The organism is Corynebacterium tuberculostearicum (genome assembly GCF_046097255.1).
Lineage (GTDB): Bacteria > Actinomycetota > Actinomycetes > Mycobacteriales > Mycobacteriaceae > Corynebacterium > Corynebacterium tuberculostearicum_J.
Genome location: NZ_CP175770.1, coordinates 1,734,519 through 1,757,934, shown reverse-complemented (window position 1 = coordinate 1,757,934; position 23,416 = coordinate 1,734,519). Strand labels below are relative to the sequence as shown.

The 23,416-nt window shown below is 58.4% G+C and carries 22 protein-coding genes, 1 tRNA gene and 1 pseudogene; 7 read left to right on the top strand and 17 right to left on the bottom strand.

Annotated features, from left to right (window positions below; all coding sequences use genetic code 11):
• Positions 1 to 8: 8 nt before the first annotated feature.
• Complete coding sequence (locus ACKFRY_RS08365; RefSeq protein WP_005324783.1) at positions 9 to 845, bottom strand: tRNA (adenine-N1)-methyltransferase; 837 nt, start codon at positions 843 to 845, stop codon at positions 9 to 11.
• 28 nt (positions 846 to 873) lie between these two features.
• Positions 874 to 2,127: a M18 family aminopeptidase gene (locus tag ACKFRY_RS08360; protein ID WP_250413097.1), complete on the bottom strand. Its 1,254-nt coding sequence runs from the start codon at positions 2,125 to 2,127 to the stop codon at positions 874 to 876.
• 46 nt (positions 2,128 to 2,173) lie between these two features.
• Between ACKFRY_RS08360 and ACKFRY_RS08355 the strand changes: the two genes are divergently transcribed.
• Positions 2,174 to 3,004 carry a RecB family exonuclease gene (locus ACKFRY_RS08355; RefSeq protein ID WP_250413096.1) on the top strand — a complete coding sequence of 277 codons (831 nt, stop codon included), beginning with the start codon at positions 2,174 to 2,176 and terminating at the stop codon, positions 3,002 to 3,004.
• Between the two features lie 12 nt (positions 3,005 to 3,016).
• Here ACKFRY_RS08355 and ACKFRY_RS08350 read toward each other — a convergent pair whose 3' ends face one another.
• The 9 genes from ACKFRY_RS08350 to ACKFRY_RS08310 form a co-directional block, all read right to left on the bottom strand.
• Entirely contained in the window at positions 3,017 to 4,684 is a 1,668-nt protein-coding gene (locus tag ACKFRY_RS08350) for a formate--tetrahydrofolate ligase (protein ID WP_408922644.1), read from the bottom strand.
• Positions 4,685 to 4,822: 138 nt separating this feature from the next.
• Positions 4,823 to 6,130, bottom strand: coding sequence for an anaerobic C4-dicarboxylate transporter (locus ACKFRY_RS08345; RefSeq protein ID WP_040425300.1), 1,308 nt, complete (start codon positions 6,128 to 6,130; stop codon positions 4,823 to 4,825).
• 353 nt (positions 6,131 to 6,483) lie between these two features.
• On the bottom strand, positions 6,484 to 8,043 hold the full coding sequence (gene aspA, locus ACKFRY_RS08340; RefSeq protein ID WP_005329649.1) for an aspartate ammonia-lyase: 1,560 nt from the start codon (positions 8,041 to 8,043) through the stop codon (positions 6,484 to 6,486).
• Between the two features lie 110 nt (positions 8,044 to 8,153).
• The gene (hisG, locus tag ACKFRY_RS08335) at positions 8,154 to 8,999 is read right to left on the bottom strand and encodes an ATP phosphoribosyltransferase (protein WP_005324791.1); all 846 of its coding nucleotides are present in this window, start codon (positions 8,997 to 8,999) and stop codon (positions 8,154 to 8,156) included.
• 29 nt (positions 9,000 to 9,028) lie between these two features.
• On the bottom strand, positions 9,029 to 9,292 hold the full coding sequence (locus tag ACKFRY_RS08330) for a phosphoribosyl-ATP diphosphatase (protein ID WP_005324793.1): 264 nt from the start codon (positions 9,290 to 9,292) through the stop codon (positions 9,029 to 9,031).
• A 52-nt stretch (positions 9,293 to 9,344) separates the two neighbouring features.
• Positions 9,345 to 10,067, bottom strand: a complete 723-nt coding sequence (locus ACKFRY_RS08325; protein WP_408922643.1) for an HAD family hydrolase — start codon at positions 10,065 to 10,067, stop codon at positions 9,345 to 9,347.
• Between the two features lie 124 nt (positions 10,068 to 10,191).
• Entirely contained in the window at positions 10,192 to 10,575 is a 384-nt protein-coding gene (locus tag ACKFRY_RS08320) for a hypothetical protein (RefSeq protein ID WP_005324796.1), read from the bottom strand.
• A gap of 24 nt (positions 10,576 to 10,599) precedes the next feature.
• Positions 10,600 to 11,838, bottom strand: a complete 1,239-nt coding sequence (gene mshC, locus ACKFRY_RS08315) for a cysteine--1-D-myo-inosityl 2-amino-2-deoxy-alpha-D-glucopyranoside ligase (protein ID WP_200436123.1) — start codon at positions 11,836 to 11,838, stop codon at positions 10,600 to 10,602.
• Between the two features lie 25 nt (positions 11,839 to 11,863).
• Positions 11,864 to 12,718: an undecaprenyl-diphosphate phosphatase gene (locus tag ACKFRY_RS08310; protein ID WP_200436122.1), complete on the bottom strand. Its 855-nt coding sequence runs from the start codon at positions 12,716 to 12,718 to the stop codon at positions 11,864 to 11,866.
• 66 nt (positions 12,719 to 12,784) lie between these two features.
• Between ACKFRY_RS08310 and ACKFRY_RS08305 the strand changes: the two genes are divergently transcribed.
• The gene (locus ACKFRY_RS08305; protein WP_408922642.1) at positions 12,785 to 13,831 is read left to right on the top strand and encodes a hypothetical protein; all 1,047 of its coding nucleotides are present in this window, start codon (positions 12,785 to 12,787) and stop codon (positions 13,829 to 13,831) included.
• A gap of 4 nt (positions 13,832 to 13,835) precedes the next feature.
• A complete protein-coding gene (locus tag ACKFRY_RS08300; RefSeq protein ID WP_005329660.1) occupies positions 13,836 to 14,951 on the top strand; it encodes a quinone-dependent dihydroorotate dehydrogenase in 1,116 nt (371 codons plus the stop codon).
• A 90-nt stretch (positions 14,952 to 15,041) separates the two neighbouring features.
• On the opposite strand, the gene ACKFRY_RS08295 is transcribed toward ACKFRY_RS08300, so the two are convergent.
• Both ACKFRY_RS08295 and ACKFRY_RS08290 read right to left on the bottom strand, forming a co-directional pair.
• Positions 15,042 to 15,434, bottom strand: a complete 393-nt coding sequence (locus ACKFRY_RS08295; RefSeq protein WP_150850323.1) for a hypothetical protein — start codon at positions 15,432 to 15,434, stop codon at positions 15,042 to 15,044.
• Positions 15,434 to 15,973 carry a YbhB/YbcL family Raf kinase inhibitor-like protein gene (locus tag ACKFRY_RS08290; protein WP_005324806.1) on the bottom strand — a complete coding sequence of 180 codons (540 nt, stop codon included), beginning with the start codon at positions 15,971 to 15,973 and terminating at the stop codon, positions 15,434 to 15,436. The genes ACKFRY_RS08295 and ACKFRY_RS08290 overlap by 1 nt, the downstream gene beginning before the upstream one ends.
• A 227-nt stretch (positions 15,974 to 16,200) precedes the next feature.
• On the opposite strand from ACKFRY_RS08290, the gene ACKFRY_RS08285 reads away from it, so the two are divergent.
• Positions 16,201 to 16,286, top strand: a tRNA-Leu gene (locus tag ACKFRY_RS08285).
• 53 nt (positions 16,287 to 16,339) lie between these two features.
• Here ACKFRY_RS08285 and ACKFRY_RS08280 read toward each other — a convergent pair.
• Positions 16,340 to 17,542 (bottom strand): annotated as a pseudogene (locus ACKFRY_RS08280) (IS481 family transposase).
• Positions 17,543 to 17,794: 252 nt separating this feature from the next.
• Between ACKFRY_RS08280 and ACKFRY_RS08275 the strand changes: the two are divergent.
• Together ACKFRY_RS08275 and ACKFRY_RS08270 are read left to right on the top strand one after the other, a co-directional pair.
• Positions 17,795 to 18,511 (top strand): TVP38/TMEM64 family protein, encoded by a 717-nt coding sequence (locus ACKFRY_RS08275; RefSeq protein ID WP_005324807.1) that lies wholly within the window; start codon positions 17,795 to 17,797, stop codon positions 18,509 to 18,511.
• Between the two features lie 53 nt (positions 18,512 to 18,564).
• Positions 18,565 to 19,143: a MarR family transcriptional regulator gene (locus ACKFRY_RS08270; RefSeq protein ID WP_198493063.1), complete on the top strand. Its 579-nt coding sequence runs from the start codon at positions 18,565 to 18,567 to the stop codon at positions 19,141 to 19,143.
• On the opposite strand, the gene ACKFRY_RS08265 is transcribed toward ACKFRY_RS08270, so the two are convergent.
• Positions 19,140 to 19,979 carry a DUF3097 domain-containing protein gene (locus ACKFRY_RS08265; RefSeq protein WP_200435636.1) on the bottom strand — a complete coding sequence of 280 codons (840 nt, stop codon included), beginning with the start codon at positions 19,977 to 19,979 and terminating at the stop codon, positions 19,140 to 19,142. The two genes, ACKFRY_RS08270 and ACKFRY_RS08265, sit on opposite strands and share 4 nt — an antisense overlap.
• Positions 19,980 to 20,012: 33 nt before the next feature.
• Between ACKFRY_RS08265 and ACKFRY_RS08260 the strand changes: the two genes are divergently transcribed.
• Positions 20,013 to 20,786 (top strand): hypothetical protein, encoded by a 774-nt coding sequence (locus ACKFRY_RS08260; RefSeq protein WP_200435637.1) that lies wholly within the window; start codon positions 20,013 to 20,015, stop codon positions 20,784 to 20,786.
• Here ACKFRY_RS08260 and ACKFRY_RS08255 read toward each other — a convergent pair.
• Together ACKFRY_RS08255 and ACKFRY_RS08250 are read right to left on the bottom strand one after the other, a co-directional pair.
• Positions 20,783 to 21,856, bottom strand: coding sequence for a ferrochelatase (locus ACKFRY_RS08255; protein ID WP_200435638.1), 1,074 nt, complete (start codon positions 21,854 to 21,856; stop codon positions 20,783 to 20,785). The two genes, ACKFRY_RS08260 and ACKFRY_RS08255, sit on opposite strands and share 4 nt — an antisense overlap.
• A gap of 31 nt (positions 21,857 to 21,887) precedes the next feature.
• Positions 21,888 to 23,342, bottom strand: coding sequence for an NlpC/P60 family protein (locus tag ACKFRY_RS08250; protein WP_200435639.1), 1,455 nt, complete (start codon positions 23,340 to 23,342; stop codon positions 21,888 to 21,890).
• Positions 23,343 to 23,416 lie beyond the last annotated feature (74 nt).

Below are 23,416 nucleotides of genomic sequence, written 5' to 3'. Positions count from 1 at the left end.
TTCCAGCTCTACTTGCGGGCGCGGCGCTGCGGGCGCGGAGGGGTCACGCCATCGGCCAAGCGGCGGGTCCAGATAAGGAAGGCGGTATGCGCATTCATGCGGTGCTCCGGGCGGGTAGCCAGGCCTTCCACCTTCCATTCGCGCACCAGAGATTCCCAGGCCTTGGGCTCGGTAAAGCACTTGAGCTCACGGATGCCTTCCATGACCTTCATCAACTGCGGCACCGTTGCCACGTAGGTCATGAAGACACCACCCGGGATGAGAAGATCGCGCACGGTCTCCAAGTGTTCCCAGGGCTCGAGCATATCGAGGATCACGCGGTCGACCGGACCGCCCAAGTCCTCAGCGGTGACATCGCCTAGATCGCCGAGGCGCGGCGACCACCACTCGGGCTGCTCGCCAAAGTATTCCTTGACGTTATCTACCGCATACTCCAGGTGATCATCGCGCACCTCATAGGAATACACATGCCCCTCTGGGCCCACGGCGCGCAGCAGCGACATGGACAGCGCACCCGAACCGGCACCGGCCTCGAGCACGCGCGCACCCATGAAGATATCGCCCTCTACCAAAATCTGCGCCGCATCCTTGGGGTAGATCACCGCGGCACCGCGCGGCATCGACAGCACGTGGTCCACCATCAGGTGGCGGAAAAGCAGGAAGGAGGAGCCAAGCGTGGACTCAATAACCGAGCCCTCGTCCATACCCACGATGTCATCATGGTTAATGATGCCCTTGTGGGAGTGGAACTGGCCTCCTTCTTCCAAAATGACCGTGTAGTGGCGCCGCTTGGCGTCGGTAAGCTGCACGCGGTCGCCATAAGCAAAGGGGCCGGAATAAGCCATGTCTCAAGACTCCTCGAGGTTGCGGTTACTATCCCACCAAGTATGCCTCAAGTGCCTGCGCGAGCCATACTTGGTCCCGCTCGCCCACCATTTCCCGCGCCGAGTGCATGGACAGCATGGGCACGCCCACATCCACGGTGTCGATGCCCAGACGCGTCGCCGTAATGGGACCAATGGTCGAGCCACAGGGCACATCGTTATTGCCCACAAAGCGCTGTACTGGCACGCCTGCCTTCTCGCACGCTGCTTCCCATAACGCCACCGTGGTGGCATCGGAGGCATAGCGCTGATTGCCGTTGATCTTGGTCACCGGGCCCTTGCCAACGATCGGATGGTGCGTGGGATCGTGCTTGCCCACGTAGTTTGGGTGCACCGAATGCGCCGCATCGGCCGAGACACAGCTCGAGCGGGAGAACATCTGAAAGCGTTCCTCCTCGTTGACCCCCAGCGCCCGCGCCGTGCGGGTAAGTACATCCGCCAGGATGGGACCGCCCGCACCATAGCGCGAGCTGGAGCCCACCTCTTCATGGTCAAAGGCCATCATGACCAAGATATCCTTGCCCTGATATTCCTCGGCGGCCTTCTTCATCGCTGCCAACGAGGCATGTACGGAAGAAAGGTTATCCATGCGTCCGGCCGCGATGAACTGCTCGCCCGCGCCAAAGACTTCGCCGCGAGCAGCATCGGCCGTAATCAGGTTAAAGGAAGCAATATCCTGCTTGGCGACGCCCACCTTCTCCCCCACTACCTGCAAGATCGATGCCTCTGGGTCACCGACGCTCAGAACCGGCTGCATGTTGTGCTGGCGATCCGGCTTAAACTCATCCTTGCGGTAGAGGTGGATGGCAAGGGACGGAAGGCGCAGTACCGGGCCAGTATTGACCAGGTGTCGTGTGCCATCCTTGGTGACAATCTGCCCGGCCACGGTCAGCTCCCGGTCAAACCAGGTATGCAGTAGCGCGCCACCATAGACCTCTACTGCCACCTGCTGCCAGCCGGCCGCGGAAAAGTCCGGCGTGGGTTTCAGCACCAGGCCCGGCGAATCTGTATGGGACCCCACGATGCGGAAACCAGAATTCTTATCTGCACCCTCTGGCACGTACCATGCTGCTACCGCGCCGCCGCGCACCATGACGTGGCCGCCAGGCGCAGCGGACCACTGCGTTCCCTCATCCTGTACCTCAAAACCCGCCGCGCTCAGCTGGCGGGATACCTCATCGGCAGCGTGGTACGAAGAAGGAGAAGCAGCAATGAAATCTAGGAAATCTGCGGTATAACTCATACCTTCTAGCTTGCCACGAATCGCGCGGCGATAGGCTAGATACACCATGGCTACTTCATCTACACCCCGCCCACTCGCCCTGTCGCCCTCGCGCGCCTCCGACTATAAGCAGTGCCCGCTGCTCTATCGCTTCCGCGCCATTGACAAGTTGCCCGAGCCCAAGACCATCGCGCAGGTCAAAGGAACCCTCGTGCATGCCGTCCTGGAAGAGATGCACAAACTGCCGCGCGAAGAGCGGACCTATCCCGCTGCGGTGAAGATGATTAAGCCCTCCTGGGCAGAGATGACCTCCAAGGATGATGAGCTGCTTGAGCTCGTGCCAGAAGAAGACACCTACGACTTCTTCGTCGCTGCCAGGCAACTGCTCAAAGGCTATTTCCAGATGGAAAATCCACAAGGCTTTGATTGCCAAGAAACCGAGATGTACGTCAACACGGTCCTGCCCAATGGCGTCCCCGTCCGCGGCTTCATCGACCGCGTGGACCGCGCACCAACCGGCGAGGTCCGGGTCGTGGACTATAAAACAGGCAAGAAGCCCCTGCCCCGCTATTCCCACGATGCACAGTTCCAGATGCGCTTTTATGCGCTGGTCTACTGGCGCATTCTAGGCACCATTCCCCACCAGTTGCGCCTGATGTATCTCAAGGTGTTGGACTCGATGTTTCTTATGCCTAACCGAGAGGAGCTCGAATACTTCGAGCGCGATCTCGGCGAGCTGTGGGCCAAAATTGAGGCCGATGGGCGCGCCGGGGACTTCCGCCCGAAGCCCTCTAAGCTTTGCGGCTGGTGCGCCCACCAGGATCTCTGTCCGGAGTTTGGCGGCACTCCACCGCAGTACCCGGGCTGGCCGGGTTCCGCGGCGGACGCAAAGGACTAGCGCCCCACCTGCCTAGAAAAGGCCCGAAATGGTGCCCTGCTTATCGACGTCGATATTATTGGCCGCCGGCTTCTTCGGCAGCCCCGGCATCGTCATGACGTTGCCCGTGAGCACGACGATAAATCCCGAACCGGTGCGCGGCAGCAATTCGCGCACGTGCAGCGTATGGCCTTCCGGCGCCCCTAGGGCGGAGGCATCGTCGCTGAAGGAGTACTGCGTCTTAGAGATCACCACGGGCAGCTTGTCCCAGCCATTGTCCTGGATGTACTTAAGATCCTTGAGCGCCTTTGCCCCGTATTCCACACGGTCTGCGCGATAGATCTCGCGCGCGATGGTCTCGATGGAGGCCTCGATTCCCTCTTGCGGATCATAGAGCTGCTTGGCGCCTCCCTGCAGGTTCTCCAGCAAGGTCTCTGCCAGCGTGGTAGCGCCCGCGCCACCCTCGGACCACACGTTGGCTTCCTCCAAGGCCACGCCGAAGTCTTCGGCCCACTGCCGCATGAACTCGCGTTCTGCCTCGGTATCGGACCAAAAGAGGTTGAGCGCTACTACCGGTTTGATCCCGAACTTGCGCAGGTTTTCTACGTGGCGCTCTAGGTTGACTATGCCCGCCTTGAGGGCATCCAGGTCTTCCTCGGTGAGCTTATCCTTGGCCACACCGCCGTTGTATTTCTGGGAGCGGATGGTGGCTACGACCACAGCACCAGCAACATCTAGGTCGCCAAAGCGCGCCTTGATGTCGACGAATTTCTCGCCACCTAGGTCCGAACCGAAGCCGGCCTCACTTAAGACGATATCGCCAAATTGGAGCGCGGTTTGGGTTGCCAGCAGGGAGTTGCAGCCGTGCGCAATATTGGCGAATGGCCCACCGTGCACCAAGGCCGGCACGCCGCCAAGGGTCTGTACAAGGTTGGGGTTGAGGGCATCACGCATAAGCGCCGTGAGCGCACCTTCCGCATTCAAATCACGCGCAGTAACAGGGCGCTGATCATAAGTGAAGCCGATGGTGATATCGCCGAGGCGCTTCTTTAGGTCCTCGAGGTTCGTGGCCAAGCACAAGATGGCCATGATTTCGGAGGCCGCGGTAATGGTGAAACCGGTTTCTGCAGGCACACCGTGAGCTGGCCCGCCCAGACCGGTCACCACGTTGCGCAGGGCACGGTCGTTGACGTCCATGCACCGCTGCCATGTCACGCGCCGCGGGTCGATGCCCAGGGCGTTGCCTTGGTGGATGTGGTTATCAATGATGGCGGCCAGGGTGTTGGTTGCAGAGGTAATGGCATGAAAATCGCCGGTGAAGTGAAGATTGATGTCCTCCATGGGGACAATCTGTGCATAGCCGCCGCCAGCCGCGCCGCCCTTAATACCCATCACTGGTCCTTGGGAGGGCTCGCGCAGGGCAACGATGGCCTTCTTGCCCAACTGATCTAGGGCGTCGGTAAGGCCGATGAGTACGGTGGACTTGCCCTCGCCGGCAGGTGTGGGCGATACGCCGGTGACAAGCACCAGCTTGCCCTGGTTTTCCTTGGAATAGTCCACCTTGGTGATATCTACCTTGGCTTTGGTGGTGCCGTAGGGAATCACGGCGTCGGCAGGAATGCCTGCCTTGGCCGCGATCTCCGCGATTGGCTGCAGTTGGTGGGCTTGGGCAATTTCAACATCGGATGGCTGAGTAGTCATGTTCTTAGCCTACCGAGCTCGCAAGTTAAATAACCCGCATTTTTCCAAGAAAGTGAAGTGAATCAATCTTCCTATTCACGCTGCGATCCAAAAAGGCGCCCTACAGGGCGCCTTGCAGGTGGACTTGTCGTCTGTCTCTTAAAGGATGACCAAGCCGAACGCGTAGCCCAAGAGGACAGAAACCACGATGCTGACCGTGCCTGGGATAAGGAATGGGTGGTTGAATACAGCCTTGCCGATTCGAGTCGAGCCGGTATCGTCCATCTCCACTGCTGCCAGCAGCGTTGGGTAGGTCGGCAGGATAAATAGCGCCGAGACGGCCGGGAAAGCAGCAACTGCAGTAAGGGGGCTTACGCCCAGAGCCAGGGCTGCTGGCATGAGGGCCTTGGTCGTAGCGGCCTGCGAGTACAGCAGCGCTGCGGCGAAGAACAAGACCACCGCGAGCAGCCACGGCGAAGACTCAATAACGCTGCCGGCCATGGACTGAATATCGTCCATGTAGTGGTTGATAAGGCTGGTACCCAACCAAGCAACGCCCAGCACACAAATACATGCGGACATACCGGACTTAAATACCGGGGTATTGAGAACATCTCCGGCCGGAACCTTCGTCATCATGACGATGATGGTGGCCGCGGTAAGCATAACCGTCATAATGGCCTCATTACGTGGCAGGGTTGGTTCTGCAATGAGGCCAACCTGCTCCGAGGTCAGCGTGGCCCAGGCCATCACGATGACGATGGCTACCAGGAAAACCAGAACAGAGGCCTTGGCACCCTTCTGCGCCGCGAAGTTTTCAGCGCCTAGTGGTTCCTTAACCAAGCCCTGCGCCTTGCGCTCCTGATACACCGGGTCATCATCTAGTTCCTTGCCAAACTTATTAGCAATCCACGCAGCCGGGAAGATAGACAGGAACGTTGCCGGAATGACGACCGCCAGCACCTGCAAATAGCCCACTCCAGCTGGTTCCAACAGGCTGGCTAGGAGTACCACTGCGGCAGAAATAGGCGAGGCACAAATTGCCATCTGAGAGGCAACTACCGCAATGGAAAGCGGGCGTGACGGGCGAACCTTGCCTTCTTTAGCTACCTCAACAATGACCGGCAGCGTAGAAAATGCAGTGTGGCCGGTACCGGCCAGCACCGTCATCAACCACGTAACGATGGGCGCGTAGAACGTAATCCGCTTTGGGTTTTTACGCAAAAACTTTTCTGCAATGTGCACCAGGTAGTCCATGCCACCAGCCCGCTGCATTGCGGCAATGGCGGCAATAACGGTCATGATGATACCGATGACGTCGAACGGGATGTCTTCCCTAGTAACCGGGACACCGGTGAGACCAAGGGCCAACACACCGAGGCCGCCGGCCATACCGATACCAATTGAACCAATCCTCGCGCCCAAGAAAATGGCGGCGAGAACGATGACTATATGAACAATAACCATGGACATACTCCATACGCTCTGTATGCAAACTAAGGGCACGCATCCCCATACAGAGTGCATGCCGTCCTCAACATCTTCTATTTTGCACCTGTCACGTCGATTTATTCACTCGAATTGTCCGTTTGTGTTGATTCCCACATGTATTTAGCGTCTCGTTATAAGACGGTCGGTATCCTTCTCCGCATTCTCCCTGCACAGGGACGTAAAAGGAAACTAGCAACCGCCGATTCCAAACACGCAAAAGACCCCCGCGGCCTTCGCCAGATTTCCTTCTCATGAAGTGAAAGTGGCAAAGACCGTGGGGGCCTAAGATGCGGGGCGCTATGCCCTACTGCTTCTCAAAAGCCGCGACTTTAGTCCTCGTCGATGAAGAGCTGACCGCGGAACTCTGGGTGCATGAGGTTTTCAACGGACAGGACCTTGTTCAAGGTTGCTTCATCCAGCAGGCCCTTCTCCAGGACGAGTTCCTTGACGCCCTTGCCGGTCTCCAGGGACTCCTTGGCAATCAGGTCACCGTTGTGGTGGCCGATGAACGGGTTGAGGTAGGTGACGATACCGATGGAGTTTTCCACGTAGGCACGGCAGACATCCGGGTTGGCGGTGATTCCGGTGACGCACTTTTCCTGCAGGGCATCGACGGCGTTGCCCATGATGCGAATGGACTGGAACAGTGCCTCGCCGATGACCGGCTCCATGACGTTGAGCTGCAGCTGGCCAGCCTCAGCGGCCATGGTGACGACGTGGTCATTGCCGAAGATCTTGAAGCAGGTCTGGTTCACAACCTCCGGGATAACCGGGTTAACCTTACCCGGCATGATAGAGGAGCCGGCCTGACGTGCAGGCAGGTTAATCTCAGCCAGGCCAGCGCGTGGGCCGGAAGACAGCAGGCGCAGGTCATTACAGATCTTGGCGAGCTTCATCGCCGCGCGCTTGATGGTGGCGTGCAGCAGCACGTAAGCGCCACAGTCAGAGGTTGCCTCAATGAGATCGCGGGCGGTCTTCATCTCCAGGCCGGTGACCTCAGACAGAGCTGCGGTGACCTGGTGGCGGTAGCCGGCCGGGGTGTTCACGCCGGTGCCGATCGCGGTTGCGCCCAAGTTGATCTCGAGCAGGCGGCGCTGTGCATCGCGCAGCAATGCCTGCTCCTCGTTCAGGTTATTGGCAAAGCCCTTGAACTCATCGCCCAAGGTCATCGGAACCGCATCCTGGAGCTGAGTACGGCCCATCTTCAGGATGTCCTGGAACTCATTGCCCTTGACCTGGAATGCGGCACGCAGGCCATCCATGCGCTCAATGAGGTGATCAACTGCTGCGTGCAGACCCAAGCGGAAGCCGGTCGGGTAAGCATCGTTGGTGGACTGGGACATGTTCACATCATCATTCGGGTTGATGATGTCGTAGGAGCCCTTCTCCTCACCGAGGTACTCCAGCGCGAGGTTAGCAACAACCTCGTTGGTGTTCATGTTCAGCGAGGTACCAGCGCCACCCTGGAAAACGTCCAGCGGGAACTGATCCATGCAGCGGCCCTCTTCCAGGATCTGGTCGCAGGCCCAGATGATGGCTTCAGCCTTCTTCTTCGGCAGTACGTGCAGGCGGCGGTTTGCCATGGCGGCCGCCTTCTTGACCTGGACCATTCCGCGAATGAAGTGCGGGATGGTGTTGATGGTCACGTAAGAAATCTGGAAATTCTCCATGGCGCGTACGGTGTGCACACCGTAGTAAGCGTCAGCGGGAACTTCCAAAGAGCCAAGAAGGTCGGTCTCGGTGCGAGTCTTCTTGCTGGAGTTCTTAGGTGCCTTTTGTTCGGCCACCTTCTGCTGTGCGGCGTGAGTGGAAGTGTCAGCTTCCTTCTTCTTCACGTCCTTTGCTGCAGACTTGGTGTCCTTTTCTTCTTTCTTAGAGGACTTTGCCATGATGGCTCGGCTCCTTTGCCTGTCGAGACTTATATTCGAATGAGTAACCTCAAGCGCTAATGTTAGCCACGACTGAATCTATTTGGGCCGACCCAGAGAAATTGATCCCCCTAAAAGCGGGCGATGCGCAAATCGGAAGCCAAAATTGCCTCCGCTCCAAGTTGGGAAAGTCGGTCCATGACTTGGTTGGCTTGCTTCTTCGGAACCATCGCTCGCACTGCCACCCAGTTCTCACGCGCCAACGGCGACACCGTAGGACCGGTTAATCCTGGAGTAATACCAGTGGCTGCGTCGAGGTTGGATTGAGCAATGTTGTAGTCGATCATCAGATAGGTGCGAGCGTGCAGAATTCCCTGAATGCGGTCGAGCACTACCTGCTCTTCCTCGGTAACTTCTACCCCTGTGCGCTTAATGACTACAGCTTCGGACTCAATGATCGGCTCCCCGAACGGCGCTAAGCCTTGCTGACGCAAAGTAGTACCAGTTGACACGACATCAGCAATAACATCGGCAACGCCTAGCCGGATGGAGATCTCTACGGCGCCGTCCAATCGAATAACATCGGCCTCAATCCCATGTGCGGCAAGGTTGGCGCGGACGAGATTGGGGTACGACGTCGCGATCCGCCGCCCAACCAGTTGAGAGATATCCCACTCCTCCCCCTGCGGGGCTGCGTACCGGAACGTGGAGCCGCCGAAGCCTAAAGGCAGCACTTCATCAAAGCTCGCTTTAGAGTCAAGCGCCAAGTCTCGGCCAGTGATGCCTAGGTCTAAGACCCCGCGGGCAACATAGATGGCGATATCTTTCGGCCGCAGGAAAAAGAACTCGACCCCGTTATCGGAATCCACTACGTTGAGCGCCTTGGAATGCCCGCGGCCCTTGTAACCGGCCTCTGAAAGGATCTCCACGGCAGCTTCTGACAACGTGCCCTTATTCGGTACAGCAATCTTGATCATGCGGATCCTTCCATCCTGTGGGGAGTTACCTAGAGGTACTTATAAAGGTCTTCAGGGGTAAGTCCGCGCTTAAGCATCATGACCTGAGTCCAATAAAGCAGCTGGGACATCTCTTCCGCCAGCTCATCGTCGGACTGATATTCGGCGGCGATCCATACTTCCCCGGCTTCTTCGATGATCTTTTTACCGATGAAATGCTCGCCTTTATCCAGCGCGGCAACGGTGTCAGAACCAGCTGGACGCTGGTCGGCCTTCTCGGCTAACTCGGTAAAAAGAGTCTCAAAGTTCTTCACGCCTACCTATTGTTCCACAGGTAGTTAGAGAATGTAGGGGAACTCTGAATTTCTACTGCCCCGCCGAAATCTTAGCGAACCACTCATATACGTCGGTGGCCTTAGCCCCAGCGAGATGCCGCGAATCGCGGAGGCGAGAAATTTCGGTGATCTCTGGCGGTATCTCAACCTGGTCATCTTCTGGCAGCCCGATCACCGCACAGCCGGCATCAACTGCGGCGCGCATGCCGGTTGCAGAATCTTCGAAAACTAAGCACTCTGCGGGATCTGCTCCGATGCGGCGGGCGGCTTCGCGGTACATATCCGGCGCTGGTTTGCCGGCAGGAACCTCATCGCCGCAGATAGTATCGACGAAATAGTCCCGCCCCAACGCAGTGATAGCAGCATCGGCAACATTACGTTCGGTATTCGTCGTGACCATCATGGGCACCCCATCCGCCTTTAGCTCCTGGAGCAAGGCGGGAATTCCCGGAAAGATCTCCAACTTGCGAGCAAAAAGGCCTTTGACATAGTCAAACATTCGGGCGCGGTAACGCTCGCTGTCACCAGGTTGCAGCGTCACCCCCGCATTATCCGCACAGATTGCCAAGGTGGTATCAAAGGTCGCGCCCACAGTAGCCAGGCGTTGGGTGGGAGTGAGCCGTTTGCCCAGCAGTTCTGAAAGATAAAACGTTGCCTCCGCCCAGAGGGGCTCCGAATTGGTGAGGGTGCCATCCATATCCCAGAAGATGGCGGCGGGCTTAGTCCGGCTGGAAGCGGCGGTGGAGTTCGACACGGGAATAAAGCTAGCTTTCTCTATCAGGAAAAAGTGGCACCGTCCACGTTGGAGGCACACGGCGGTGAGCGCTAGGCTGCGCGGATGGCGCAAACTAGCACTCACTAATGCGGAAGGAAAGGACCTAGAAGTCCAGTTCCGGAATCTGCGACAGGGCTTCGTCGTCTGCTCCGGTGGCCGCGCTGGCGTTATAGATAAGCTCAGAGAGCTCTTCCTTTTCCTCTGGCTCGAGAACGGCATCGTGCTGAGCGCGATTAAAATCTGCCAACTTACGAACGGTCTTGGACAAGACGGTGACCAACTGTGGTCCGTCGGGATCGTCCGGAAGAGCATCCAGCCCATCGAGCATCTGCTCAAGGTGGCCGCGCAGCTCTGGGAGGACGTTGGCGTCAAACGGTGCCTCCCAAAACTCCTTTTCTTCTTCCTTGAGGTAATCGCCGGTGGCGAAGGACTTCAGGTCACTAATGAACTCATCTACGGTGGGCTGGAAATCGGCGCGAATGCTCATGCTGTAGATACTGCCCTATCTTGCCTAAGCCTGCACGCCGAGGAGCGAATTTAGTGCGGTGCGAACCAAATCGGCCGCGCCGTCCTCGTCCGTGCCACGGTCGGCCTCTGCCCACTCATCCACGGCAGCGAGCGCGGCCGGGGTATCAAGGTCGTTGGCGATTGCGGCACGCAGCTTGGCGACGACCTCTTCGGCCCCTGCCATGCTTCCCGGCTGCTCAAGAGCCTCCCGCCACGCGGCGAGGCGGCGCTTAGCGGCGTCGAGCACCTCGTCGGACCAGTCGCGCTCGTCGCGGTAATGGCCTGCGAAGACGCCCAAGCGGATAGCGGAGGGATCTTCACCCGCTCCTACGAGCTTGTGGACGAAGACGAGGTTGCCCAAGGACTTAGACATCTTGACCCCGTCGAGGCCGATCATGCCGGTATGCACGTAGAACTGTGCCATGCGCTCAACGTTGAGGGCGGCCTCGGCGTGGGCAGCGGAAAACTCATGATGTGGGAACTTCAGGTCGCTGCCGCCACCCTGGATATCAAAGGTTGATCCCAAGCGGTTGGTAGCGATGGCGGAACATTCAATATGCCAACCCGGGCGACCAGGCCCAAAGGGCGAATCCCATGCCGGCTCGCCCTCGCGGTGGGCACGCCAGATGAGTGCGTCGAGCGGATTCTTCTTCCCTGGGCGGTCGGGGTCGCCGCCGCGCTCGGCAAAGAAGGTGCGCATCTCTTCGGCAGAGTAATTGGACTCATAACCAAAGCGCTCGGTGGCCTCGATGGAGGCGTAGATATCTGGGTGCTCAGGGTCGTCTACGACGTAGGCCGCCCCGACATCAAGCAGCTTTTGCACCATCTCCACAACCTCATCGACGGCTTCCATGGCGCCGATATAGTCCTGCGGCGGGAAAACGGAGAGCAGCTCCATATCGGAACGGAAGAGATCAATTTGAGAAGTGCCGAGCTCACGCCAATCTACACCGTCGCGTTCAGCACGTTCGAATAGCGGATCATCGACGTCGGTGATGTTTTGGACGTAGTGAACCTTCTTCCCGGCATCCAGGAATGCACGGTAGATGAGGTCAAAGGTCAGGTACGTGGCGGCATGGCCCAAGTGGGTGGAGTCATAGGGCGTGATGCCACACACGTACATGGTGGCGGTATCCCCTGCGACCTCTACGGGAGCGATGGTTTGGTTCGCGGAATCGTACAAGCGCAGCTGTGCCGCATCACCCGGCACAGGGCGGAAGGAAGGTATTGGCCAAGAATGCATAGCCACCATCCTAACGCGGTGTGCCTTAGAGCGGCTGCAGGACTCCCAATGCAAGGAGGATCATGACGAGCACGCCGACCGGGATGCGGTAAGCGGCAAACCATGAGAAGGAGTGGTTGCCCACGAACTTTAGTAGCCACGCAATGGAGGCGTAGCCCAGTACAAAGGCGATGCCGGTGCCGACGAGAAGCTGCAGGCCGGAGGCTGCTTGGCCGGATTCGGGAGAAAAGGCATCGGGAAGCGAGAAAAGGCCCGAAGCCAGCACGGCTGGAATGGCGAGCAAGAAGCTAAAGCGAGTGGCCACCTCGCGGTCCAGACCCAGGAATAGACCACCGGAAATGGTGCCGCCGGAGCGGGAGACACCCGGGATGAGCGCCAAGCATTGGCACAGGCCCATAATAATGGCGTCTTTCATGGTCAATTGGTCAAAACTGCGCTCCTTCTTACCCATCTTTTCTGCAGCGATAAAGACAAAGGAGAATAGGATGAGCATGGCAGCGGTAATCCACAGGTTGCGCAGGGCGCCGCGGATAGCGTCCTCGAATGCGAAGCCGATGATGCCGATAGGAATGGAACCCACGATGACCATCCACCCCATGCGCCAGTCCTGGCCGCGAGAGGACTTATCGGCCCAGCCGCGGAACCAGCCGGAGAGAATCTGCCAAATCATTGGGGCGAAATACACCAGCACAGCCAGCTCCGTGCCCAGCTGGATAACTGCGGTGAAGGACGCGCCGGCGTCGTTGCCCCAAAAAAGTTCGGAAACAATGCGCAGGTGACCGGAGGAACTTACCGGAAGAAACTCGGTAAGCCCCTGCACGATGGACAAAACAATGACCTGCGCCCAAGAAACAGCGTCAGTTGCGGTATTAGAAATCACCCGCTTCACACTACAGCCGCGCTGGGCTTCGAGTTTTTACAACGCGCACTGTTAGGATTAGTAGCCGTGAAATCTCAATCTGGCTCCGCACTTATCTTTTCCAGTTTGCTGGCGCTTAGCGCCACCGCGTTGGCCGCCTGCCAGCCCGAAGTGGGCGTGGGCGCCGATCCAGAGACCGCGGTCAAGGGCAACGCCACCCCAGCGGTCTCCCCGGCTAAGGCGGATCCGGAAGGCACTGTGGTCAACCTTAAGGCAGACATCACTGACCTTGCCGCCTTTGATGACTCGGTGGCAGTGCGCACCAAGGACGAGCTTCTCATCGGTAGCCAGAAGGATTTTGAGGGGCAGAAGGCTACCTCGCTAGACATTTCTGCGGAGTGTGGTGACCTCAGCTCTTCGGAGTCGGGCTTCGTGCTCGCTTGCCCGGATAAGGTTCTCCTCATCGATCCTGCATCCCCGGATTCTCCCCAGGAGGTCCACATGGAGGAGGACTCCCCCGTTACCGCCGCCACCCAGCTATCCAGCGGCGAGATCTTTGCCACCTCGGCCGATTCCACCACGGTAGGCATCTATAAAGACGGAAAGCGCGACGGAGATATCGAGGTAGAGGCCGGCTCGGACCAGCTATTGGCCGTGCCCAATTCCTCAGGCGATGACGGAGTGGTGCGCATCCACCGAGAGGATTCCACCATCCAGAACGTGGACTGGACGAATGATCGCGCGGGCGGCCGACTGCGCGTTGGCCAGGGAGTCGGCAGCATCGCGGTGGGCGATAACGGCGTGGTCCTCGCCTCCGATACCGAGGGCGGCCGCTTGGCCGTCTACACCTCAGATGACGTCGTCCGCCTGCATCAATACGGCAACGTTGAGGGCACCCCATGGGGCGTAGCCTGGGATAATAAGCGCAATCTGGCGTGGGTGAGCGCCACCGATACCAATAAGGCTTATGCCTATGAAATTGGCAAAGGCGTACCAGAGCTGCGCGGAGATCTCTCCACCGTGCCGGATGCGCAGAATATTGCCCTGCTTGGCGACGGCACCTTTGTCGCCGCCTCCGCCACCGGCCACGGGCTGCAGTTCGTGGACGCCCCGCACCTGAAGAAGGAGTCTTAACACTATGACCAGCACTATTGACCAATTGCGCGCGCAGGCTTACCAGCTTGCCTTGCGGGGCATGTTTAAACTGAGCCCGGAGCGCATCCACGAGATTATCAACACTGCGCTCAGCGGACTCCAAGCCGCCGGGCCAGCCAACCGAGCCCTGGCAAAGATCCTGCCGGTCAACGATCCAGTGCTGCGCCAAGAGGTCTTCGGAGTAGAATTCCCCCGCCCGCTGGGACTTGCCGCCGGGTTTGATAAAAACGCCGCGGCTGCTGATACGTGGACTCCCATTGGCTTTGGTTATGCAGAGTTGGGCACCGTCACCGCCCAAGCACAGCCCGGCAATCCTGCTCCGCGACTCTTCCGCCTGAAGGCCGATAAGGCCATCTTGAACCGGATGGGCTTTAACAATAAAGGTGCAGCGGCCGCCGCGGAAAACCTGCGCAAGCGTCGCTACAGCGATGTCATTGGCATCAATATTGGCAAAACCAAAGTCACCCCTGCCGAGCATGCTGTAGAAGACTACCGCCGCTCCGCGTCGGTGTTGGGCGACTTGGCAGATTTCTTGGTGGTCAACGTTTCCTCGCCGAACACCCCGGGCCTGCGCGACCTGCAAGCAGTAGAATCGCTGCGCCCCATTCTCTCCGCCGTGCAAGAATGCACCGCGGTTCCGGTGCTGGTGAAAATTGCCCCAGACCTTTCCGATGCCGACGTTGACGCCGTGGCAGACCTAGCCCTTGAACTCGGGCTCGACGGAATCGTAGCGACAAATACCACCATTTCCCGCGAGGGCCTTAAGACCCCAGCTGCCGAGGTAAAGGACATGGGTGCCGGTGGCGTATCCGGCCCTCCGGTAGCCGAGCGCTCCCTAGAGGTACTGCGCCGCCTCAATGAGCGAGTCGGCGGCCAGCTCACCCTCATCTCCGTGGGCGGCATCTCCACGCCAGAACAGGCATGGGAGCGCATCACTTCCGGTGCTTCCCTACTGCAGGGCTACACCGGTCTCATCTACGGCGGACCGGACTGGATCCGCAATATCCACCGCGGCATTGCCGCCCAAATCCGTGCCCACGGTTTGAGCAATATTTCCCAGGCCGTAGGCTCCGGCCTCCCCTGGAAGCCCTTGGATTAGTCCAGCCCAAGGCTTTTCAACACAAGGTCCGCCTACTTCTCCTGCTGCACGCAGAGGAAGTAGGCGGACCCTTTGTCTTTGCTGTGCTGACTAGGTCTGCGCCATAACGCTGCGCCTGAGAACCAGTGCGCACAACACCGCAAAGCCGGCGTAGAACACGACCCAATACTGTGGTTGAGTGAATAGGATATCGCCGGGTACAAAGCGGCTGGCTGCAATGATCACAATGGCGATGACCAATGCGGCAACCTGCGCGCGACTTCCCGCCTGACTTTTGCTCATGGTGCTAAAGGCCCCGACGATGACCGCGGCAACAATAATCGCCACTTTGGAATACGTCCATTCGAAATCGGCACCCCAACCATCCGTGAAGACGGAGATTAACGCAAAGAGCACCAGCACGAATGCGACCACCATGAAGGCGCCGCCCACCCGCAGCGCCGTCGGCGGACTAGGCTGCGATGAAGTAGAGCTACTCGCCATTACTTCGCCTCGTACCAGCCCCACAAAATGGCGCGGCCAAGGGCGTGGAAATGCAGGTTGAACCCAAGCACGGTCGGCGAAGCATCTGGGTCGATGTCGAGCTTTTCTACGTCAACTGCGTGGACGGCATAGAGGTAGCGGTGCGGGGCGTGTCCGGCAGGCGGGTTAGCGCCGAAGTAGGTGCGCTCGCCGGAATCGTTGCGCAAGCTGATGACGCCGTCAATGCCCAAGTCCTCTGCAGCACCGGCATTGGTAGGCAGCTCGCTTACCTCGACGGGAATATTGAACGCCGCCCAGTGCCAGAAACCAGACGCCGTTGGCGCATCTGGGTCGAAACAAGTTACGGCCAGGGACTTAGTGCCTTCCGGCAGTCCGGACCACGCTAGCTGAGGCGATACGCTCTCTGGGGCGCGGAGCTTTTCCTGGAGCTCGTCTCCTTCCACCACATCAGTGGACGAGAGAACGAAGGAAGGGACATCGCGCAGCGGTGCGTAAGGATCTGGACCGGGAAAGCGGGAATCATCTGCATAAGAAGTCATAGACCCCTTTGTACCCCACCTCACAAGCCGCTGTCGATGTGGTGTAACCGCCGCACCCTGCATATTATTTGCCGCACACGCGGAAAGCCCCCACCCAGACTTACAACCATGTATTTCCACACGCCGTAAACGGTAGCTTTTTCACGCCTTACGCTGGCGATTTGTAAAGCAAGCCTCGAGCAGGATACAGTATCGGAGTGCCCAGCCGAGAGGCTGATAAACACCCTGCCCGGGTGGCGGAATGGCAGACGCGCTAGCTTGAGGTGCTAGTGTCCTATTAACGGACGTGGGGGTTCAAGTCCCCCCTCGGGCACAATGTGAAGTCTCGAGACATCGTTCCGGTCGATGCCTCGAGATTTTTCGTTTTCAGTTGCCCTGTTGGGGGTCAAGTTCGTTGTCTTTCTTGTTGTAATAGATTTTTTCTTCGGTGAGTGTGTAGGCGGCGATTTGTGCCCCAGTGGTGGTTATTTTGATGCTTACGCGGTTGTCGATGCAGACCATGGTGATTGGTTCGCCGCCCCATCGGCGCCCGATGTAGAGGCGGCGTAGTTTGCCACCCCATCGCAGGGTTGTCTTGCCGTTGGTGCCTACTTTGTCAGTGCGTAGGCGGTAGTCGTGGTCTGGTTTGATGTCTGCTGGGAGAGCTTTGGGCAGTGCTGTGTAGGCTTCTGCGGGGGTGGTTCTGTTTAGGGCTCTATGGGGGCGTTTGTGGTTGTAGTATTCGATGATTTCTTTTAGCTGAGAGTTGAGTTCATCGAGACTTTGAGCTGGTATTTTGCTTGCTAGGGCTAGTTTAAGGGTGTAGTGGAAGCGTTCAACTTTTCCTTGTGTTTGGGGGTGGTAGGGTTTACCGTTTTTCTGCTTGATTCCTAGGTCTATGAGCAGTTGCTCGAATCCGTTTCGCGCGGGGTTTGTCCGGTCTGTGCTGGTTGTGAATGCTCGGCCGTTGTCGGTGAGGGTGGACTGGGGGTAGCCGTGTGTCTGGCCTGCATTAATGAAGCTTTCTATGACGTTTCCCACGGTGGCATTGTTGTAGGCACAGCAGGAGATGATGAACCGGGAATGGTCGTCCAAGATAGTGAGGATAGCTACTCGCTTGTGACCTGCGATGGTCCAGTCACTGTAGTCCATTTGCCATGTTTCGTTGGGTTGATCTGCTTGAAATCGTATCCATGAGCTGCGAGGACGCTTTTATGGTTGGGCGATGACGTGACCGTTGTTTGCGAGCACTCGGTGGATTGTGGATGGTGCTGGTGGTGGGTCGATTCCCTCTTGCTGCAAGTGCCAGCGAATTGTATGGGCTCCGGCGTTAGTGCCGCGTTCTGTGAGGTCCTGGCGCAGTTTAAGTATGCGGTCGACAGTGCTGGGGTTGAGCGCTCGGGGATTAGTGCGCGGGCGTTTAGAGCGTGGTTCTAGGCGGTTGATTCCGCCTTCTCGGTAGCGGGCTTGAAGTGTTCGGATCCATCTGGTGCTGACGCCGAAATGGTCAGCTGCTTCGGCTTGAGTCATGCCGGTAGCAAGCATGGTTTCGATGATGATTTTTGGGCTTGGTTTTGATTTCTGCTCCATTTTTAAAGCATGGAGGATCGATGTCTCGAGACATCACTTTTTGTCGCGGCCGGGCAAATTTAACTTCAGAGTTTTCTACCGGATCGATGTAATGAGACATTAGTGCTGGTTAGACCGGCACTATCTCATAAGACATGCGGAACGATGTCTCCGAACCAGACACCCCCTCGGGCACAACGGACCGGCGGTTACCACTAAGGTAGCCGCCGGATTTTTCTATTCAGTACTCCCACAAGGACTACGATCTCCCCCATGACCACACTTTTGAGTTGGGCGCGCAGCTTCGGCCATTTCCTCATGTCGCTCGCCCGGTCCGCTTGGCGGTCAATCCTCCAGTGGTCGATACGGCGTTGGCTGGCGTTCTTCGCGGCCATCCTCACCGTCGTGGCCCTCCTTTATTTCTTTGATCTGCCGGACGTGGCTCAACTTCGCGAGGCCTCCACCCGCTATGGCGCCTGGTTCCCCCTCCTTTTCACCCTAGGTTATGTCATATTTACGCAGCTTCCATTCCCCCGAACGTTTTGGACGGTAGCCGCAGGAATACTTTTTGGCCCATGGAAGGGCCTCGCCCTCTCCTTGTGCGCCTTGACGGTGTCTGCGGCCCTGTCGCTCCTCATCGTCCGCACGCTCCTTGGAGACTGGATCCGGCCGCACCTAACCCACCCCGCAGTGTTTAAAATCAATGCCCACTTGGAGCGACGCGGCTGGCTGGCCATCGCTTCGCTGCGAATGGTAGCCGGCGTCCCCTTCAGTCTCCTGAATTATGTTGCCGCACTAACACCCGTGAAGCTTAGCCATTTCACCGTGGCCACCCTCCTCGGTTCCATCCCGACTACTGCCCTCGGCGTCTTCTTCGGCGATGCCCTCACCGGCCACACCTCGCCCAGCATCATTGTCGCCATGGTAGCTTTTGCCGCCATCGGTATGGGCGGGCTGTATATGGATTCGCGCCTACCCACTCGCCCATAAGTCAAGTACGAGCGGTAGACTATTTCGCAATTGGTTCCTTAAGGAGGATTTCTGTGCTTGCTGTCCACGCTCGCTACCGGGGCCGCTCCGTGCGTCGCGCAGAGTTGGTCCAACGCTCTGCAACGGCGCTATCCACCCTCAATGGTGTGGGCGAGTTCCACGTGCTCGGCGTGGAAGATATTTGCGCCGTAGTAGATTCAGCAACTGCCGTGTGCGACGTGGTCATGGCCTTGCTTGCCGACGGCGACTGGGCTATCGGCATCGGCATTAGCCCCGGCAACCAGGAAGATGAGGAAGGCGCGCGCCAGGTAGCAACCGCCGCATTGCGGAAGTCCGCCCGCATGGGGCAGGTTTACGCCAAACTCAATAAGCGCGGCCGTGCCTCGGAGGCGAGCGATATCGCAGCTACCTTTGCCCTGCTTGGGTACGTTCTGCACAAGCGCACCATCGAAGGGCGCGAAGCAACCTCGCTCGTCCGCGCAGGACTCAACCAGAATGAGGCCGCCGAAGAGCTAGGAATTTCCAAGCAAGCCATGTCGCAACGCCTCCAGGCGGCCGGATGGAGCGCGGAGATGGCGGGGTGGCAGTTGGCCGTCAACCTCATTGAACGCGCCAACCTTGCCCACCCCTAGAGCAAGTCGGACTTGCTCAACTCAGGTGTAGTAACGAAGTCCACGAGGCGCTCCACGGCACCGATCAGGCTGGAGTCCAGGTCACGGAAGGAATGCACGGCGTTATAGACATGACGCCACCCATCCTTCGGGTCGCTCCACCCTACGCGGCGGCAAATACCGGTTTTCCAATCCTCGCCGTAGGGCACATCTGGCCATTCGCGCAGGCCTACGCGCTGCGGCTTTACCGCCGCCCAGATATCGATGAAGGGGTGTCCAGTGACCAGGACATGCTCTCCCACGGTTTCCGTTAATCGGGTTTCCTTGGAGCCTTGAACCAAGTGATCGGCCAATACGCCGACCCTGCGGCCCGGCCCTGGCTGAAATTCTGCGAGGCGCGCCTCCAAGTTGTCCAAACCCTCGAGGTATTCGACGACCACGCCTTCCACACGCAGGTCGTGACCCCACACTTTCTCCACAATGGCGGCATCATGCACGCCCTCCACCCAAATGCGCGATGGCGCGGCAACCTTTGCCTCCACGTTTTCTACGCGGCGGGAGCCGGAGTTGGATTTGCGGGGAGCCTGCTTTTCGACGTACCGGGTAAGCGTTACTGGTTTGCCTTCCACTAGGAACCCGCCTTTAACCAGGTTAAAGACCCGTTCTACGCCATGGCGATCCTCAAGGCGTACCACCTCACCGAAAACGGTCTTATCCACGCCCATAACAGCCCCCACAAAGTCATCGCCGCGCACTTCCACTACCATTCCGGGCTCGGCTGGTACTTCCGGGTACTGGCGCGGCTTCGACCGCGAGTGGCCAGCAAAAATATCTCCGCCATAAGGATCAAAACTCATGGCCCGTTAGTCTATCTACTAGACTGGCTCGCCATGGATATGCGCGCCGAAGTATGGTCACCTTTACAAAACACCGCCGTCTGGCTTGGCTCGTGGCTGTGGGGACATGAAACCACCGATGACTTGCTGGACGCGCTTACTGAACTAGGCGGACGTCCAGAATGCTTGGACGAATCCCCCTTCGTCGATGTGTTAGCCATGCTGCGCGCGGAGACCTCCGAGCTTACCGCTCATCGCGGTGTACGTGCAGAACCTATCGTGCGCCTCGCACTGTCCGGGCCAGGCGAGCCGCCTGCATTGCCGGCGGGATCGGAGTCCTATCGCGCGGCTACACAAAGTTCCGCCGGAGCAATCATAGTTCGCACCAATGATCCCCTGCGTAACTTAGTCCTCATCCCCCACATTCGCCACAGCCATACAGCGTGGCAAGTGGTCGTCGAAAAGCAGCAGCTCCCCGCACCCGCCTGGCTAAGCCCCGGTGAAGCCGACGCACTCCTTTCTCAAGCAACCAATGAGTCCGCCCAGCTCATCGCGGCAACCGGGTATAGCACCGAGGCATTGCCCAACCCACGCCTCACCGTGGGAACCCTGAGCGACTTCTATGACACACCCGGACTTCCCCGTTCAACGCCAGCTCGAGCAGCCAAGCTCTTTGCCCGTGCCGACCGAGTGGCCGCGATCATCGAAACCGTCACTGACCGCATCAATGACCACAGCCTTGATCCACAATTGCTTCGCTTGTGGCGCCACATCCGCCAGGCCCGCATGACGGGCGTGTCTTATGCGCTTGGAGAGTTTGCCCGTTAACGCGACCAGATATCGCAGCACCCCGCCGCGCACGGCTCACCATTGACTGTGCACCCTTGCACCGTGACGCTCCCGCTGGTCTCCCACTCGCGGCCCTGCTCTAGCTCATCGATGAGATCAACGACCATCTCCGCAAACCGTGGAGTCGGACCCGCTGTACGAGTGCGCAGGACCTTGACGCCCATCTCTTCGGCTGCCTTCTGCAGCTCGGAATCGAGATCCCAGATAACCTCCATATGATCGGAGATGAAGCCAATCGGACACACCACTACCGTGTCGATGCCTTCGTTGTGGTGGATATCAGTGGTTTTATCAACAATGTCTGGCTCGAGCCACGGAGTGCGTGGATTGCCCGAACGTGACTGCCATACAAGGTCATAGCCAGAAATACCGGCTTGTGCGGCCACCAACCGCGACGCCTCTGCCACCTGGCGGGAGTAAAGGTTTTTATCGCCTTCCGCTCCGCCCACGTTATCGTGCGCGACGGGAACCGAATGGGCGGTAAATAGCAAGCGAGTGGATTCCTTCTTTTCTTCCGGAACCTGTCCCCAGACCTCCGTGACAGCGGCTGCCATTTCGGCCACGAACTTCGGATGGTCGAAGAATTGGCGAATCTTAGTAAATTCAATGTCCGGCAGACCCTGCTCCGCCAGATGCTCGCGCATCCGCTGAATATCCTCATCATATTGCCGGCATGCGGAGTACCCACCCCATGCAGAGGTAGCGAAGACAGCTACCTTGCGCACCCCGTCCTGAGACATCTTCTCCGCAGTCTCGCTGGCAAAGGGATGCCAATTTCGATTGCCAAAGTAGACCGGTAGATTATGTCCGCGTTTTCTCAACTCGCCTTGGACATGATCGATGATTTCGCGGTTAAGCGCATTGAGCGGGCTTACCCCTCCGAAGTGGTAATAATGCTCGCCCACCACTTCTAGCCGCTCGCGAGGGATGCCTCGACCTCGGGTAACATTCTCCAAAAAAGGAACGACCTCCTCGTTTCCTTCCGGGCCACCGAAAGAAAGAACGAGGAGGGCGTCGAAGTTTTGGGCATTCTGTTGTGCGTCAGTCATGCCCTAAACCATACCAACCAAAAGTTGGAGATTAGAGAAGGCGCACGACATCGGGAGTAGCGCCACCCCAGCGAACCGGAACTACTGAAACAGTCTGACCCGACTGTGGCGCTTCAATCATTTGGCCGTCGCCTAGGTAGATAGCTACGTGCTGGCTTCCACCAGCTCCGTAGAAGATAAGGTCACCGCGCTGTGCGTTCTCGCGGGGAACCTTCGTGCCCTGCTGGTACTGCGCACCAGTGTAGTGAGGAAGGTCCAGGCCGGCTGCCGCGTAGGCGTACTTGACTAGCCCCGAGCAATCGAAGCCAGACTGTCCAAAGTCCCCGAAGGAATCAGCCACGCCACCATCGCGAAGCCCACCGGTAGGACCATTATTATCGCCGCCACCCCACACATAAGGGACGCCGACCTGAGACTCGGCGCGAGAAATGACGGCCTCGATCTGAGCGTCTCGGCCCGCATCTGCACCAGTGGTGGTTTCCTCGGACTCAGTTACCTCATCCACCTCGGGAGCGTCAACACTGGCGGCAGGTGCAGTGTTCGGACTGCCCAAACCAAGCAAGTCAGATGAACCTTGCATGAGGGTGCGCACATCGTCCTCATCAACGGCTGCGGCGATATCATTCGCAAGTCCGAGCGCATCGTTCACGGAGGATCCAGTGCCAAAATCGACGTTCTGGAACGTCGGCGTTGTACCCTTGTTGAGGGCGTTTCCGAAGTCCGCTTCTGGAGTAGTCTTCTCCTGCTCAGCAACGGATGGAGCCTCCGGATTATCGGCAACGTCCGCACTGCCAGGAGCCTCAAGCGAGCCCCGATCTACTACCTCATCTGTAAAGCCCTGAGACTTGTCCTCGGAAGTCAAGTCTTCAGAGTTGACCGTAAAGGCGTTAGTCGAAGCTGCAGAATCAAGATTATCAACTTGATTTGGCGAGGTTGGAAGAGAATCCTGCTGCGAGAGCTGTATCCCGCTTGCTGCCCCCTCTTGGCGCGCAGCCTGCTGCTGGCGGGCAAAAGTGGCCTCCGCAAACCTTTGGGTAGCGTTTAGTCGAGCTTCATTCTGGGCCAGCTCTCGACGCTCCTGCGCGACCCGACTCTCGGCTTCTCGCTTTTCCTCCCCCGCCTGGCGCAGCTCATCTTCCAAGCTGGCAACATACTCTTCATTAGTGCCCGGCTCGCCGTTCACTTGTTCCAATTGGGTTCGAATCTGAGCAATACGGTCTTCCGCTCCGGAAACATCCGCTTCCGCGCGACCTAGCTCTGCCCGGGACTCCTCTACAGCGGCCTGCAGCGAATCTGCATTGGCAACCGCACGGTCAATTGCTACGTGGTCTGAGTTTTGGTCCTGGACCGTACCTGGGTTTGGCGTCGATACTTCATCGGCGCCCGCTGGGGCTACGGTGGAAAGCGTTGAAATAGCTGCGGTACCTGCTACTGCAGCAATGAAAGCGCGAACATGTCGAATGCGCGGAAGGCGAATGGTGGCCACTGAAATACTCCTAGTTTGGGCCCACGCTGCTCGTTTAGTGAGAGTCCATGAAGACTCCGGACATAGGTATGCCC